18 protein-coding genes are annotated in these 14,050 nt (G+C 69.4%); 10 read left to right on the plus strand and 8 right to left on the minus strand.

The genetic code is table 11. The features are described 5' to 3' along the window. On the plus strand, positions 1-261 hold a 261-nt coding region (locus tag ABD714_RS20670; protein ID WP_344814351.1), incomplete at its 5' end, for a TOBE domain-containing protein. A gap of 542 nt (positions 262-803) precedes the next feature. On the opposite strand, the gene ABD714_RS20675 is transcribed toward ABD714_RS20670, so the two are convergent. Then, positions 804-1,565: a DUF3105 domain-containing protein gene (locus ABD714_RS20675; protein WP_344814352.1), complete on the minus strand. Its 762-nt coding sequence runs from the start codon at positions 1,563-1,565 to the stop codon at positions 804-806. Positions 1,566-1,599: 34 nt separating this feature from the next. Here ABD714_RS20675 and ABD714_RS20680 point away from each other — a divergent pair, with 34 nt between their 5' ends. Further along, positions 1,600-2,025 (plus strand): STAS domain-containing protein, encoded by a 426-nt coding sequence (locus ABD714_RS20680; protein WP_344814353.1) that lies wholly within the window; start codon positions 1,600-1,602, stop codon positions 2,023-2,025. Positions 2,026-2,072: 47 nt separating this feature from the next. On the opposite strand, the gene ABD714_RS20685 is transcribed toward ABD714_RS20680, so the two are convergent. The 3 genes from ABD714_RS20685 to ABD714_RS20695 are packed head-to-tail and all read right to left on the minus strand — an operon-like array spanning position 2,073 to position 4,053. Continuing rightward, positions 2,073-2,996, minus strand: a complete 924-nt coding sequence (locus ABD714_RS20685) for a cation diffusion facilitator family transporter (protein ID WP_344814354.1) — start codon at positions 2,994-2,996, stop codon at positions 2,073-2,075. Further along, positions 2,993-3,652, minus strand: coding sequence for a methyltransferase family protein (locus tag ABD714_RS20690; RefSeq protein WP_344814355.1), 660 nt, complete (start codon positions 3,650-3,652; stop codon positions 2,993-2,995). Before ABD714_RS20690 ends, ABD714_RS20685 begins: the two co-directional genes overlap by 4 nt. Continuing rightward, positions 3,649-4,053, minus strand: a complete 405-nt coding sequence (locus ABD714_RS20695; RefSeq protein WP_344814398.1) for an ArsR/SmtB family transcription factor — start codon at positions 4,051-4,053, stop codon at positions 3,649-3,651. The genes ABD714_RS20690 and ABD714_RS20695 overlap by 4 nt, the downstream gene beginning before the upstream one ends. A gap of 197 nt (positions 4,054-4,250) precedes the next feature. On the opposite strand from ABD714_RS20695, the gene ABD714_RS20700 reads away from it, so the two are divergent. The 5 genes from ABD714_RS20700 to ABD714_RS20720 all read left to right on the plus strand — a co-directional run bounded on the left by ABD714_RS20700 (position 4,251) and on the right by ABD714_RS20720 (position 7,805). Beyond that, on the plus strand, positions 4,251-4,994 hold the full coding sequence (locus ABD714_RS20700) for a DsbA family protein (RefSeq protein ID WP_344814356.1): 744 nt from the start codon (positions 4,251-4,253) through the stop codon (positions 4,992-4,994). Further along, positions 4,991-5,635 (plus strand): vitamin K epoxide reductase family protein, encoded by a 645-nt coding sequence (locus ABD714_RS20705; RefSeq protein ID WP_344814357.1) that lies wholly within the window; start codon positions 4,991-4,993, stop codon positions 5,633-5,635. Before ABD714_RS20700 ends, ABD714_RS20705 begins: the two co-directional genes overlap by 4 nt. Position 5,636: 1 nt before the next feature. Further along, on the plus strand, positions 5,637-6,266 hold the full coding sequence (locus tag ABD714_RS20710) for a TlpA family protein disulfide reductase (protein ID WP_344814358.1): 630 nt from the start codon (positions 5,637-5,639) through the stop codon (positions 6,264-6,266). A gap of 9 nt (positions 6,267-6,275) precedes the next feature. Then, positions 6,276-7,037 carry a cytochrome c biogenesis CcdA family protein gene (locus ABD714_RS20715; protein WP_425562428.1) on the plus strand — a complete coding sequence of 254 codons (762 nt, stop codon included), beginning with the start codon at positions 6,276-6,278 and terminating at the stop codon, positions 7,035-7,037. A gap of 408 nt (positions 7,038-7,445) precedes the next feature. Next, complete coding sequence (locus tag ABD714_RS20720; RefSeq protein ID WP_344814359.1) at positions 7,446-7,805, plus strand: hypothetical protein; 360 nt, start codon at positions 7,446-7,448, stop codon at positions 7,803-7,805. Between the two features lie 194 nt (positions 7,806-7,999). On the opposite strand, the gene ABD714_RS20725 is transcribed toward ABD714_RS20720, so the two are convergent. The 3 genes from ABD714_RS20725 to ABD714_RS20735 form a co-directional block, all read right to left on the minus strand. After that, entirely contained in the window at positions 8,000-8,170 is a 171-nt protein-coding gene (locus ABD714_RS20725; protein ID WP_344814360.1) for a hypothetical protein, read from the minus strand. Between the two features lie 90 nt (positions 8,171-8,260). Further along, the gene (locus tag ABD714_RS20730) at positions 8,261-8,860 is read right to left on the minus strand and encodes a hypothetical protein (RefSeq protein ID WP_344814361.1); all 600 of its coding nucleotides are present in this window, start codon (positions 8,858-8,860) and stop codon (positions 8,261-8,263) included. Beyond that, the gene (locus ABD714_RS20735) at positions 8,842-9,183 is read right to left on the minus strand and encodes a PadR family transcriptional regulator (RefSeq protein ID WP_344814362.1); all 342 of its coding nucleotides are present in this window, start codon (positions 9,181-9,183) and stop codon (positions 8,842-8,844) included. The genes ABD714_RS20730 and ABD714_RS20735 overlap by 19 nt, the downstream gene beginning before the upstream one ends. Before the next feature lie 88 nt (positions 9,184-9,271). Here ABD714_RS20735 and ABD714_RS20740 point away from each other — a divergent pair, with 88 nt between their 5' ends. Further along, positions 9,272-11,458 (plus strand): PEP/pyruvate-binding domain-containing protein, encoded by a 2,187-nt coding sequence (locus ABD714_RS20740; protein ID WP_344814363.1) that lies wholly within the window; start codon positions 9,272-9,274, stop codon positions 11,456-11,458. A gap of 204 nt (positions 11,459-11,662) precedes the next feature. Continuing rightward, complete coding sequence (locus ABD714_RS20745; RefSeq protein WP_344814364.1) at positions 11,663-11,989, plus strand: thioredoxin family protein; 327 nt, start codon at positions 11,663-11,665, stop codon at positions 11,987-11,989. Between the two features lie 129 nt (positions 11,990-12,118). Here the strand turns inward: ABD714_RS20745 and ABD714_RS20750 are convergent, their stop codons facing one another. Beyond that, the gene (locus tag ABD714_RS20750) at positions 12,119-12,295 is read right to left on the minus strand and encodes a type 2 periplasmic-binding domain-containing protein (protein ID WP_344814365.1); all 177 of its coding nucleotides are present in this window, start codon (positions 12,293-12,295) and stop codon (positions 12,119-12,121) included. Between the two features lie 246 nt (positions 12,296-12,541). Between ABD714_RS20750 and ABD714_RS20755 the strand changes: the two genes are divergently transcribed. Then, on the plus strand, positions 12,542-14,029 hold the full coding sequence (locus tag ABD714_RS20755) for an alkaline phosphatase (RefSeq protein ID WP_344814366.1): 1,488 nt from the start codon (positions 12,542-12,544) through the stop codon (positions 14,027-14,029). The last annotated feature ends 21 nt before the right edge of the window (positions 14,030-14,050 follow it).

A 14,050-nucleotide genomic window follows, 5' to 3' on the forward strand; every position in this document is an offset into this window, starting at 1 on the left:
ATCACGATCATCCTCCGCCCCGAGCAGATCCGGCTCACACCACCCGAACTCGACGGCACGGCGACTGGCTCCCCCGCCACCGGTGTCGTCCGCTCCGTCGACTACTACGGCCACGATGCGCTGATCGAGCTCGAGCTCCTCCCGACCTCCGACAGGGTCCAAGCCCGACTCACGGGGACACCCGTCCCCGCAACCGGCACCCGAGCCGCTCTCCACGTGCACGGCCCAGCCCAACCGTTCCCTCACCTCAGCCAGAGCTGAGGCCGCTGCCCCCCGAGCCCGCAGTTGAGCTACAGGCGGGTTCGTGGTCCGACCGTTCAGCGAGCACGGCGGCCTAGCCTCCGCCCCTCTTGCGAGGTCGGCGGCCGTCGATCACCTAGATGCGCGGCAGGGTCGGATCCGGCTCGGGCGAAGGGCGCTGAGTTCAAAGCCGGCTGCGAGGCGCTGCTGGCGGGCGGGGAACGCGTTCGTCGGCGCCCAACCTGTCAGAGTCCCTCTGGCCTTGGTGGCCGTCCACCGAGACTGTGCTGGACTGTGGAAGTGGGTAGGGCGCGGACCTGGATCCGTGACGTCCCTACGCATCGCGGACGACCAAGGCTTGCCCGATGAGTATCGGTTCGACGGACGACTGACTTCGAATCTGACAGCCCTGATGTTCACTTCCTCGGAGGTGTTTGGTGCGGTGTCAGTTGGTGATTCGTTCGCCTGCACTTCTCCGCCGGACCTTCTGAGGGGAAAAGACTTTTGCGAGATCGCGCTGGGGCCCAAACCTGGTCGGGCGGGACGGCGCCGAGCTCGGTGGCTCAGGCGCCGTTGGGTTCGGGTGAGCTGGTGGCGGGGTAGGTCTGCAGGAAGGAGCCGACGGCTGCGCCGCTGACGGTGGCGCAGGCCTGCTGCACGCCTTGTTGGAGGGTCGTGTCAGCGGGTTGGGCGGGGTCGGCGGTCCAGTGGGCGAGGACGAGATTCTTCCCGGCGGGGAAGGCGCCGTCGGCGGTGGTCCAGGGGGCGGCGATGAACTTCTGGGTGGGGTCGTAGTCGGAGGCGGTGAACGTCTTGGCCACGGCCTGCAGGGCGTCGACGTCGCCTTGGGGGGCGTCGGGGCGGTACCAGGCCACCGTGTAGCCGTGTTCGAGGTTGTGGACCAGGGTCGCCACGGCGGGTCGGTCGTCGACGGTGTAGAAGCGCTTGCTGAACGGGGCGGGTGAGGCGTAGTGCGGTCCGGAGGCGGGTGGGGCCGGGTCGTAGGTGACGGGGGTGCCGTCGGCGACGTGATTCTGGTTGCCGGAGGCTGGGCTGGTGGCGACCGGGTCACAGCCGGCGTCGGACTGAGCGACGCCGAGGTCGGCCAGGGCGGTGTTGCTGGCCCGGCTGTCTTGGATCACCAGATACACCGGGTAGGACAGCAGCGCCGTCGCCAACACGACGCAGATGGCCACCAGGGCGGCGGTCCGGCGGCGCTGCCCGGCCCGGTTGGCGACGTCGGCGGCGGCCAGTTGATGGCGGCGGCTGTTCGGGGCGGCACCGCCGGGTGTGCGGCGAGATGTCGGCTTGTCCGGTGGGGCCACGGGTTTCCTCTCCTGGGCGGGCTGCACTTCACCAATGGATGAGCGGCCCGCAGTCTATTCCTGGGGCACGGTGGGGTTGACGGCGTTAAGACAGGTGGGGAGTGCATTGGATGATGCCCACCCGGCGTGTTTGTTTCGGCTGGGGTTGGGAGGATCGGCGGGCACATCGGCGGCTGTTCAGGTGGTGAGGATCGATGTCGACGGCCTGGACGTGATTGATTTCTTCGGTGTCCGGGCCCTGGCCGACATCGCGGAGATGGCCCGGCTCCGCGGCGCCCCGGCAACTGTGATCGGCATCCAGCCTGATGTCGCCCTGGCCGTGGTCGAGCTCGGTCTGGGTGCCGCCTCGCTGAACACCGCCGTCGATCTCGACGATGCACTGAGCAGCTCATCACTCAAGCCCGAATCGCTGGATAGCAAGCGACAAAGGTCAACTCCACCGCAGTGGAGCGGGACGTGAGCTGCGGTGGCCGAACTAATCGGGAATTAGCCGGAGGTTCGTTGAAGTCAGTCGTGGTGGGCGGGTTCGTGGGCTTTGTGGCTTTCGGGTTCGAGTTGGAAGGTGCAGTGGTCGACGTCGAAGTGCTCGCCGAGGCATTCGCCGAGTCGGTCGAGGATTTCGCCGGTGCGGCCTTCGGCCAGCCAGGTGGCGTCGACGACGACGTGGGCGGACAGGACGGGTACGCCGCTGGTGATGGTCCAGGCGTGCAGGTCGTGGACGTCGGTGACGCCCTCGATGTCGAGGATGTGCTGGCGGATCTGGTCGAGGTCGATGCCGCGGGGAGTGGCTTCCAGGAGCACGTCGATGACGTCGCGGAGCAGCGAGAACGCGCGCGGGATGATCATGACGAAGATCAGCACGGAGGCGATCGAGTCGGCACGGGTGTAGCCGGTGACGATGATGGCCAGGGCGGCGACGATGACGGCCAAGGAGCCGAGCAGGTCGCCGAGGACCTCCAGGTAGGCGCCGCGGAGGTTCAGGCTCTCGTCCTTGCCGCCCCGCAGGATCAGCAGCCCGGCGGTGTTGGCGATGGCGCCGATCACGGCGACGGTCAGCATCAGGCCGCTGGAGATCTCCACGGGCTGGTTCCAGCGTTCGATGGCGCGGGCTAGCACCCAGACCGCGATCCCGGCCAGGAGCAGGCCGTTGATCATCGCGGCCAGCACCTCGACCCGCTGCAGCCCGTAGGTGCGGGCCGGGGTGGCGGGCCGGGCGGCCAGGGTGGCGGCGATCAAGGCGATGACCAGGCCGGTGGAGTCGGTCAGCATGTGTCCGGCGTCGGCCAGCAGCGCCAGCGACCCCGAGGCCAGGCCGCCGATCACCTGCGCGACGAACACCGCGGCGGTGATGGCCACCACCAGGACCAGACGGCGGCGGTGCCGGCCGGTCGCGGTGACGGGGGCGTGGGAGTGGCTGTGGCCGCCGGTCATGACCGCCCCCGGGAGGAGTGCGGTGTGGATGCAGCCGTGACGTCGCGGAGGCGACCCGCACCGGGCACGAACCGGCCGGCCTCGGCCGCGTACGCCGGGTAGGCGGTGTCGTGGCGGCGCAGCAGGTAGGGCTCTTCGACCAGCCGGGTCTGGATCTGGCAGGCAGCGGTCATCAGTACTGCGCCGAGCAGGGACAGCCAGGTCGGGGCCATGGTCGCGGTGCCGGCTTGGATCATCATCAACGCGGTGAAGATCGGGTTGCGGACCAGCCGGAACGGGCCGTCGGTGACCAGCGCGGTGGTCTCGGCCTGGTCGACGCCGATCCGCCACGACCGGCCCATCGCCTGCTGCGCGGTGACGCCCAGCTGCACGCCCGCGGCGGCGGCCAGGGCGCCGAGTCCGGCCACCAGGAGCGGGATATTCCAGACGGGCAGCAGCCCGGCGGTGGCCAGCCAGGGCGCCACCAGCCCGATCACCACGGCCGCGGCGAACCCGATCCCACCGACTCGGGCGGACGGGTCCTGGGCCGCGCCGCGGAAGCCGTTGAACCCGGTCGATCCGGTCAGCCGGTACTGCCGCCAGCTCCGCCGGATCAGCAGCAACACAACCGCGGCCGCGTACAGCAGGCCGGCGGCGGGAGCGGCCCACTCGTTCATCGTGAGGTCGCTATCGCGTCCGCTGGCTCGGGCAGCGTCGCCTCGCCGGCGGCGGCCGGGTGGTGGTTGCTGGGGCACAAAGTGACCGCGTCACCGGTGACGGCCAGCAGCCGCTCGGCGGCCGCGAGCAGCCCCATCAGCTCGTCTTCGACGGCCAGGGAGTACATCGAGGCTCGTCCGACGGTGCGGGAGGCGATGAGTCCGCAGTCGCGCAGGCAGGCTAGGTGGGCTGAGGTGGTGCTCTGCGCCAGACCGAGGTGCGCGGTGAGATCGACGACCCGGTGCTCGCCGAGGGCGAGATGCCGCAGGATGGCAAGCCTCGCGGGGTCGGCCAGGCTGCGGAACAGGTCGACCGCAGCGGCGGGTCCGGTTTCGGCGGAGGCGTCGGCTTCCTCGGCCAGCTCGTTGCGCCAGCGGATGCGCAGCCCTATTCATCGTCACGTAACGATGACATCGGATTTTGGCGGATCTGTCAAGATCGCCGTAGGACGATGAGACATTCTCCGACTGGAGGCTGCAACTGCTGTAGGCAACTAATCGATGGGCGCATCCGTTGACCCATCGCCGCATCTGACACTGAAGGAGTCGACTCACCGTCATGGCCAGCCGACACACGAAGAACTCTCGTCCCGACCAGTCGAGCAGGCGGGCCCGGCTGGCCGCCCAGCAGCAGGCCGCCGCCCGGTCGAAGAAACGGAACCGGATCATCACCGCCGTCGCGGCCGGGATCGTGCTGCTGCTGATGGCGATCGGTGTGATCCTGCAGGTGCGGTCGCGGGGCGGTGAGACGCCGACATCGACGGCGGCGGATGTGACGGTCCGGGACGAATCGCACCGGCTATCGGATGTGCCCGACGGCAAGGTGACGTTCGTGGAGTTCCTCGACTTCGAGTGCGAGGCCTGCGGGGCGGCGTTCCCGGCGGTGGAGCAGCTCCGTGCCGCCTACGGCGACCGGGTGTCGTTTGTGGTCCGCTACTTCCCGCTGGACGGGCATTTCAACGCGCAACGGGCCGCGCGGGCCGTCGAGGCCGCCGCGCAGCAAGGCCAGTTCGAGGCGATGTACAAGAAGATGTACGAGACCCAGTCCGAGTGGGGTGAGCAGCAGGTCCCGATGGACGACCGGTTCCGCCCGTACGCCCAAGACCTCGGCCTGGACATGGCCCAGTGGGACATCGACTACGCCTCCGACGCCACCAAGGCGCGGATCCAGGCCGACCTCGACGACGGCAAGGCCATGGGCGTGACCAGTACCCCGACGTTCTTCGTCAACGGGCAACGGCTGGAGCCGAAGTCTTACGACGAGCTCACCACCGCCCTCGACCAGGCCCTGGACCAGCAGTGACCCGCACAGCTTCCGACGTCACCGCCGACGCCCACCTGGACACCGCCGATCTGGACCGGACCTCGGAGGTGGTGGCGACCCGGACGGTGGCGTGGGTGCTGCTCGTCGCGGGGCTGGTTGGGTTCGCTGCCGCGTTCGTGTTGGCGGTGGAGAAGTACTGGCTGTTGACCAACCCGTTCTACACCCCGTCCTGCAGCATCAACGCCACCCTGTCCTGCGGTCCGGTGATGAGCTCGCCGCAGGCGGCAGTGTTCGGTTTCCCGAACCCGTACCTGGGGATCGCCGGGTTCGCGGTGGTCGCCGCCACCGGGGCGATGCTGCTCGCCGGCGGCCGGCTCGCCGGCTGGTACACGGCCGGCCTGCAGGTCGGGGCGGTGCTCGGCTCCGTGTTCGTGGCCTGGCTGATGGTGCAGAGCCTGACCGTCATCCACGCCCTGTGTCCGTACTGCATGGCCGCCTGGGCGGCGACGTTCGCGACCGTCTGGTACGTCACCCTCACCAACCTGGACCGGGTCCGCCACCGCCTCCCGGAGTCCCTGGACCGGGCCGTTGGTGTGGCCGGCCGTAACCACAGCGCCATCCTGGCCGGCTGGCTGCTCATCGTCGCTGTCCTCGTCGTCGTCACCGCCTGGCAGTTCTGACATGCGCATCCCACCCTGGCGGACCTCCGCCCTGCTCACCGGTCGGGTCCTGGCGGCTCTGCTCACGACCCTGCTGCTGCTCAGCGCCTGCGGTCGGGAGGAGGTGGACGTGGTGACCCGGACCGGCAGCCGTGAGCTCGGCGGTACCGGCGACACCGCGCAGGTGAATAAGGCGCTCACCTGGATCCCGGTCGCTGACCGGCAGCTGGCGCCCGTCGCGTCGGGTCCGGCGTTGAGCGGCACCGGGACCGTGTCGACCGGCGGCTACCCGGGCAAGGTGGTCGTCATCAACGTGTGGGGCTCCTGGTGCGGGCCGTGCCGGCTCGAGGCCAAGGACCTGGCCGAGGCCAGCGAGAAGACGGCGAAGACGGCCGCGTTCGTCGGCCTCAACATCCGCGACACGAGCCCCGACGCGGCCCGGGCGTTCGTGCGGGCCTTCGGCATCGGCTACCCCCACATCTACGACCCGAACGGTGAGCAGCTGGTCCGCTTCGCCGGCACCCTCCCCCCGAACGGGATCCCGACCACGCTGCTCATCGACAAGAAGGGTCGGATCGCCGCCCGGATTGTCGGCGTGGTCGATCAGACGACCCTGCTCGGTTTGATCGACGACGTCGCCCAAGGCAAGTAGCAGACCGCGATGCCGTTCGAGATCGCCGATTGGATGCAGAACGCCGTCACCGGATCGATGATCATCGCGCTGCCGGTGGCGCTGCTGGCCGGGATGGTGTCGTTCTTCAGCCCCTGTGTGGTGCCGCTGCTGCCCGGCTACCTCGCCTACGCCAGCGGCATGGGCGCCGCCGACCTGGTCGCCGGCCACACCCGACCCGGCCGCACCCTGGCCGGTGCCGCCCTGTTCGTCCTCGGCTTCGCGACCGTGTTCGTCGCCGCCGGTGTCATCTTCGGCACCGTCGGACAAGCCCTGGTCACCTACCAGACCCAGATCAGCAGGACCGTCGGCGTCGTCACCATCGCCATGGGCCTGGTCTTCACCGGCCTGCTGCCGATCGGCCGCCGGGAGATGCGGCTGCAACGGATGCCGGCTGTCGGACTCGCCGGCGCACCACTGCTCGGGATCGTGTTCGGGCTCGGCTGGACCCCGTGCATCGGCCCCACCCTCAGCGTCGTCTTGTCCCTGGCTCTGACCGAGGCCAGCGCCAGCCGCGGCGGACTGCTCGCCTTCACCTACGCGCTCGGCCTCGGCATCCCGTTCCTCATCGCCGCCGTCGCCTTCGCCAGAATGACCCGAGCCGTCGACCTGCTCCGCCGCCACCAACAGACCCTGCTCCGCCTCGGCGGCGCCGCCATGATCGCCGTCGGCATCCTGCTCGTCACCGGGCTGTGGGACCGGGCCACCGCCGCGCTACGGCAATGGGCCGCGCAGTTCACCACCATCCTGTAGCCGATAGCAGTCACCTTTCAATGTCGGAGGCGTCGACGATCGCTGCAGGACCGCCCGCCGTCTGCCTGTCCCTCGGCTTCGTCCCAGGGGAAACGTGGTGGGTTACGTCCGGTCCTCAGCGTGTTCGTCGTGGAGGACGGACCCAGCCCGAACCGTCCTCAAGCACTTGAAACGGTGACTCGACGTCATTCGCGCCACGCTTCGACGCCCTCCCGGAGGCGAGCCCGGCGATGACGAGGGCGGGGATCGAGTCGGCCCACATCCAGCCGAGCATGGCGTTGAGTACCAGGCCGATCAACGGTGGCTGCCTGCCATGATCGCCTGGTCCCATCCGCAGCGGAGGGACCTGTCCAATGAACTGGCTGGAGCGTCGGAGCCGTCGCGGGCGCGGGTTGCTACGGAGCGATCGTGGCCGCGTCGACACTAGCGGGCACGTCCTCGCTGCCGGCCGGGAAACTGACGCTGCTGGCCACCAACCTGGTCTACTACGGGACCCACGTCTTCGCCTACTCGATCGGTGACTCTGATCTAGAGCACCAGCACCTCCACCGGGTCGCCGCCCACCACGCCCGCGTTGGGGCTCCGATGATCAGCGCCGCGTTCCTTCCCCTGATCGTGGCCCTGGTGCTCGAAGCTCTCGGCGTCCACCATCAGCAGGCAACCAACATCGGTGTGTTCACCGCGGCCGGGCTGTTGGTCGTGGTGGCGCTTCCGGCGCCTATCTGCACGGAGTGCGTGGCTGGGGACTGGTGTGGATCACGCTCCTGATCGTGGCGATGACCGCAGTGCTCGTCGTCGCCAAGGTCTGGCTCACGCATGACCTGTGAGCACTCACCGAGTCCGGCACAGTGATGGCCACCGCGACAGGTGTTCACACGCCGTCGGCCCTGGAGAGGGTGTCCTCGGTGTCGGCCTGTCCGAGAATCGACGCGTCGGGCGGCTGGGCTCGAATCGACTGACCGCTACCGGTGACGCCACGGCACGACCCACCGGAACGGCATCAAGACAGGGCGCTTGCACCAGCACGTCGCGCTGCAGCCACACCGCATGACACCCGCCTGCTCCATCAAACGACTGACCGAGGCCAGCAGCAGGTAGACGCCGGCGATGGCACCAAACACGCGGTAGAACATGGCGTCAGTGTGGACCCACCGACGCCATCAAGCGCAACAGCGAGATCCGCAGTCACCGAAAGACGACTGTTGAGTGAGACGACCGGCCTGCTAGGAAGCTGGCGGAGTTGGCTCGTGTACCAGGTATTCGGCGCCGATGAATACCGCACCGATGACGCGTAGCGCGCTGGCGGCGAGGGCGGCGGGAACGATCCAGCCGGTGATGGTGGCGTAGCCGAGGACGGCCGCGCCTGCCAGTAGGTCCAGTGCGATCAGGATGGCGGCCCCGAGGATCACGCGGCGCTGGCCTTGCCGATAGCGGTTCCGTTCGAGCATGGCGCGTGCGAGCAGGCTGACGACCAGGACCAGGGTGACGCCGAAGAGCAAGCGGAGGGTTCCTGACAGCGGCCATAGCCATGCCTGTTGGGTGATCACAGTGGTGGCCCAGATTGCGCCGACCAGTGGCCCGGTGACCAGCAGGGCTGCGGCGTGCCGCCGCCAGGGCGCGCGGCAACACAGGGCGCGGCTGATGATCTCGGCGTCTCCGAACTCAGCGACGGCGGCCTGCGCCGCCAGGTGCGGGTCCGGCTGCTGCGTCAGTTGGACTTGGTAGGTCTCGTGCAGCCCGTCGGCGATCTCGGCGAACAGCGCCGGCGGTAGCCGAGACGCCAGCGTCTGCAGCTGGGTGGTGATCAGCGGGTGGTCGGCCATGGCTCCGCCCCGAGGACGGCTGACATGGCCGCAGCGAAGGCGGTCCAGCCACCGCGTTCCTCGCCGAGGGCCCGGCGGCCGCGGGCGGTGAGCCGGTAGACGCGACGACGCCGGCCCTGTTCCGGGCTGGACCATTCACCGCTGATCAGGCCGGCACGCTCCAGTCGGTGCAGTGCCGGGTAGATGGTGCCGGTCGGCAGGTCGAACGCGCCGTCGGTGAGCTCACGCAGACTCTCCCGGACGGCGTAGCCGTGCCGCGGTCCGGCCTCCAGGGCGGCCAGCAGCAGCCCGTCCAGGTGGCCCTTCAACACCTCCGCCCTCATGCGTAGCAACCCTACTCTTCCACGGCGATCCGCAGTAGCATCATGTTGCGTAGCGTTGCTACCTATAGTGTGATCGTGGAGGCGTCGTGTGATCATCGATCTGGCCTCGTCGATGGCGGCCGATCCGGCCGTGGCCGGATCGAAAGCGGCCCGGCTGGCGGTCGCGCTGGCCGCGGCGTTTCCGGTCCCGGCCGGGTTCGTGCTACCGGTCGGCGAGCACGCCGAGGATGCGGACCTGGTAGCCGCTGCCGCAGCCGTGTCTGGTCGGCTGGCGGTGCGGTCCTCGGCGGTGGCGGAGGATCTGGCGGGGGCGTCGTTCGCCGGGATGTATGAGTCCTATCTCGACGTGGCCCCAGGTGGGGTGCCGGAGGCGGTGCGCGGCTGCCGCCGGTCCGCCGACACCGCCCGGGTGGCGGCCTACCGGGCCAGCGACGCCGAGTCGGATGCTGCCAGGTCGGGGATGGCCGTGCTGGTGCAGGCGATGGTCGCGGCGGAGGCGTCCGGGGTGGCGTTCACCGCCGACCCGCTGACCGGCGACCGGGACGTTACGGTGATCACCGCGGTCACCGGGTTGGCCGAGAGCCTGGTCGGCGGCGAGGTGACGGGTGAGTCGTGGCGGGTGGGCGGCGGTCGGGCGTCCACCCCTGGGCCGGCGGAGGTGCTGACGACTGCGCAGGCAGAGGCGCTGGCCGCCACTGCGCGCCGGCTGGAGCAGCTGTTCGGCTGTCCGCAGGACGTGGAATGGGCCATCGTCAACGACACGGTGCAGGTGATCCAGGCCCGGCCGATGACGGCGCTGCCCGACTCGGTGACCTGGACCCCGCCCGGGCCGGGGCTGTGGGCGTGCAACTTCCGGCTCGGTGAGTGGCTGCCGGAGCCGGTGACCCCGCTGTTCGGCGACTGGCTGCTGCCCGCCTTCGACGCCGGCTTTCGCGCGGCCATGCAGGACACCGCCGGCGCGACCGTCTCCTTTCCGTACGGGCTGGTGCACGGCTGGTACTACGCCACCCCGAACCCGCGGATCGTTGAGATCCCGGCGGCGGTGCTGCGTTCCCGCGGCCGGCTGTTGCGGTTCATGCTGAACACCGTCGTGCTGCCCAGCCGGCGACCCGATCTGGCCGACCAGACACTGGACCGGCTCTACCGGGACTGGCGAGATCGGCTGCTGCCCGCCTACCACCGCCTCGCCGACCTTCAGGTCGACGATCGCCCGGTAGAGGAGCTGCTGTCGCTGGTCGAGCAGGTGGTGCACACGGCCGGCTACCACTTCTGGTATCTCGCCGTGGTCGGCGGCGCCGCCTGGAAGATCGAGCGGGCCCTGCGACGGTTCATGGGCCGACACCAGCTCGACAGCTACCACGCTGCCCGGCTGCTCAGCGGCCTCGCGTCCGTCCGGACAGCCCCAGCCCCCCACGCGGTGCACAGCCTCGACTGGTTCCATCCGACCGCCGGTGAGAGCACCGTCGCCCGCGCCCAAGCTCCACCGGGTGAAGGCCCGTCGTCACAGTCAATGGTCGAGCGCCGCCAGCTGCAGCAGCGCTGCTCCGACCAGCTCCAAGGGAGGCCACACCTGCTGACGGGGTGGACGACTCTGCTGGCGCTGGCCCAGAGGTACGCCCGGATCCGGGAGGAACAGGCCGAGAAACTCACCCTCGCATGGCCGCTCCTGCGGGCCTGCGCCCGACGACTCGGGGAGGCCTTGGTAACAGCCGGCACCCTCGACGACCCCAGTCTGGTGTTCTTCCTGACCCGCACCGAACTGGACCGCCCGACACCACTTACCGACCCCGCGCGTCGACGGCGGCAGCAATGGCAGCGGCAGCGACGGCTCACCCCACCCCTCACCGTCGGCACGCCGCCCCCGCTGATCGGCCGCCACCTCGCCGACACCGTCGGCGCCGGATCCAACGGCGGCACCGACGACAACCAGCTCCGCGGTCAGCCGGCCAGCCCGGGTCGCGCCACCGGGCCGGCCCGAATCGTTCACGGCCTCGACGACTTCACCAAGGTCGCCGCCGGCGACGTCATCGTCGCGGCCGCCACCACCCCCGCCTGGACACCCCTGTTCAGCCTCGCCGCCGCCGTCGTCACCGACCGAGGCACCGCCGCCGCCCACGCCTCCCTCATCGCCCGCGAATACGGGATCCCTGCCGTCGTCGCCACCAGCAACGCCACCCACCGCATCCCCGACGGCACCCACATCACCGTGGACGGCAACCGAGGCATCGTGTCGATCGACGACCCTCAACTCAATGGGCGAGCCGGTCCACACTGAGAGCATGACCAGAGCCCACTGCAGAGTCTGAGCCGCACTGCATGAGGAGAGCGACGTACGACGACGGGTGGTCGGTTACGCGGCCTGCGGGATCCGCACTGACAACCCACCCTGAGCATGGCCGACCTGTACCACTACGGCACCCGGCACATCGCCCACCACCAGCGGCGGTTGACGCTGCAGAGCCCAAGGCATTCTGGATAGATGGAGATCGATCTGCTGGTGACACCTGACTGCCCCCATCGAGAAGCCGCCGAAGATCTGCTGCGTACCGCGTTAGCCGACGTGGGCCTTCCGGCCCACCTTCGTGTGCTGACCGTCACCGACGCCGACGACGCCGCCCGGTACGGGTTCGCCGGGTCGCCCACGTTCCGCGCCGACGGCGCAGACCTGTTCCCCGCGGCACGCGAGCCGGCGGGCCTCAATTGCCGCATCTACCCGACCGGGTCCACGCGGGGCGGGCTCCCCGACCTGCCGGATCTGCGGAAGGCGCTGAAACGCGCCGCCAACCAGGGACAAGCCAAGCGTTGACAAAGCCACGCCAGCCCTTGTTGGTACGTCCTGCACGTGGTGGCCGATGAGGCCGACGCAGCCATTGCCGCCGTTGACCTTGGCCGCTTCGATGGCGTTCTTGTTCGCCTCGCCGTAGCTCAACCTCATCTAACCGACAGCACCGCCGTGCACACCCTGAATGGTGGCGTTGTCGTCCTCTGAGGGGCGGTAGTCGGTGCGGTTGGCGGGTCCCCACATCGTCTTCGGCTGTGCCACCGTGCGGCACGTGGCGCAGGTGTTCTCCGGGTTCACCTCCACCGACAGTCCGTCGTTGGCGATGACCACCTCGATGTATCGACACCTGCCATCTTGCAGGCCGCGATCTCCTTATCCTTATTGCCCGCTGAGCACACCGCGGGCAACACCGTTGGGCACCGACCGTTGCGGCTGGACGCCCCCCCCGATTAGGCTGCGCGGCGCAGAGCATTCACCTGGCCTTCATGTTGTGTGCATCGGCCCGGGTCGAGATCTGGCTACCTTGACCCGGGTGCCAGACAGCACGGCGAGGCAGACGACAGGGCGGAGCAGAGCATGCGGGGACGCAAAAGGATCGCGGTCGCGGCGCTGGTGAGTGCCGCGGCGTTGATGGCCACCACCGTGGCCGGGGCCCAGGCAGCCCCCGAGCGGTACAGCGGTGGACGGGCCAAGAACGTGATCTACCTGCTGGGCGACGGGATGGGCCGGACGCATGTGACCGCGGCGCGCGAGCGGTACTACGGCGCGGCCGGCAACCTGAACATGGAGCGGCTGCCGGTGGTCGGGCAGGTCCGCACCTACGCGGTGGAGAAGAACTCCGGTCAGCCCGGCGCCGCAGATTTCGAACCCAACTACGTCACCGACTCCGCCTCGTCGGCCACCGCCTGGGCCTCGGGGGTGAAGACCTACAACGCCGCTCTGGGGGTCGACGCCAAGGGCCGGGTGGCGCCGACGCTGATGGAGCTGGCCAAACGAGCCGGGTACCGCACCGGCAACATCGCCACGTCGGAGATCACCGACGCCACGCCGGCCGGGCAGATGAGCCACGCCCTGGCGCGTGGTTGCCAGGGGCCGACGTACTCCGCGGCCAGCTGCCAAGACACCGAGATCACTGGCACGCCGCTGCCGACCACCGACGTCCGGGTCACCCCGATCGCGGACCAGATCGCCCGCAACGGCACCGCCGACGTGATCTTGGGCGGGGGCCTGTCGCGGTTCGACGCCGCCGACGAGCAGGCCCTGCTGGGCCAGGGCTACGACGTGCTCGGCTCACCCACCAGCCAGACCGTCGCCACCCGGACCGATCTGCAAGGCACCCAGAGCCGGAAGATCTTCGGTCTGTTCAACCGCGGCAACCTGACCGTCGAGAAGTACAAGCGGGAGATCCCGACCGCGCCCCAGGCCGCCGAGCCGTCCTTGCCGGAGATGACCCGCAAGGCCATCGGTCTGCTCAACAGCCGCAGCCGGAACGGTAAGGGCTTCTATCTGCAGGTGGAGGGGGCGTTGATCGACAAGCGGTCCCACGCCAACGACGCAGCCCAAACCCTGGAGGAGATGAAGGCCTTCGACGACGCGGTCGCCGCAGCCGTCGACTTCGCCAGGCGCGACGGCAACACGTTGGTGATCGTCACCGCCGACCACGAGTGCGCCGGCTTCAACATCGTCGAGCAGGGCAGCTTCACCAACGCTGAGGCGACCCGACCGCCGGGGAACACCGATTCCGGCAACCCGGCGAACAACTCCATCCCGACTCGTCCCTCGAACGCCAAGGACCCGGCCCGCTCCACCGGCCCCATCAACGGGTCGGGCTCGACGAACCCGGCGAACTTTGCGCCCGCCACCTTCCGGACCGCCGACGACCCGGCGTCGGTCCAAGACGGCAGCCCGGAGGCGAGTCTGTGGCTCAGCTATCTGTCCGGGAACCACACCGGACAGGATGTGCCGCTGTACGCCTACGGTCCACGCGCCAAAGACATGGCCGACAGCATCGACAACACCGACCTCTTCGACGTCGTCGGCCGCGCGCTCCGCGTCACCCGCTGACCTCCGGTAGGCGCCACGACT

This window comes from Microlunatus aurantiacus, from assembly GCF_039536605.1.
GTDB lineage: Bacteria > Actinomycetota > Actinomycetes > Propionibacteriales > Propionibacteriaceae > Microlunatus > Microlunatus aurantiacus.

What these genes read in the sequence shown, in the direction of transcription:
- ABD714_RS20700 (WP_344814356.1), top strand. Translation starts at nt 4,251, where the DNA reads ATGGCCAGCCGACACACGAAGAACTCTCGTCCCGACCAGTCGAGCAGG.
- ABD714_RS20755 (WP_344814366.1), top strand. Translation starts at nt 12,542, where the DNA reads ATGCGGGGACGCAAAAGGATCGCGGTCGCGGCGCTGGTGAGTGCCGCG.
- ABD714_RS20680 (WP_344814353.1), top strand. Translation starts at nt 1,600, where the DNA reads ATGGATGAGCGGCCCGCAGTCTATTCCTGGGGCACGGTGGGGTTGACG.
- ABD714_RS20735 (WP_344814362.1), bottom strand. Translation starts at nt 9,183, where the DNA reads ATGAGGGCGGAGGTGTTGAAGGGCCACCTGGACGGGCTGCTGCTGGCC.
- ABD714_RS20710 (WP_344814358.1), top strand. Translation starts at nt 5,637, where the DNA reads ATGCGCATCCCACCCTGGCGGACCTCCGCCCTGCTCACCGGTCGGGTC.
- ABD714_RS20685 (WP_344814354.1), bottom strand. Translation starts at nt 2,996, where the DNA reads ATGACCGGCGGCCACAGCCACTCCCACGCCCCCGTCACCGCGACCGGC.
- ABD714_RS20690 (WP_344814355.1), bottom strand. Translation starts at nt 3,652, where the DNA reads ATGAACGAGTGGGCCGCTCCCGCCGCCGGCCTGCTGTACGCGGCCGCG.
- ABD714_RS20745 (WP_344814364.1), top strand. Translation starts at nt 11,663, where the DNA reads ATGGAGATCGATCTGCTGGTGACACCTGACTGCCCCCATCGAGAAGCC.
- ABD714_RS20725 (WP_344814360.1), bottom strand. Translation starts at nt 8,170, where the DNA reads ATGTTCTACCGCGTGTTTGGTGCCATCGCCGGCGTCTACCTGCTGCTG.
- ABD714_RS20715 (WP_425562428.1), top strand. Translation starts at nt 6,276, where the DNA reads ATGCCGTTCGAGATCGCCGATTGGATGCAGAACGCCGTCACCGGATCG.
- ABD714_RS20730 (WP_344814361.1), bottom strand. Translation starts at nt 8,860, where the DNA reads ATGGCCGACCACCCGCTGATCACCACCCAGCTGCAGACGCTGGCGTCT.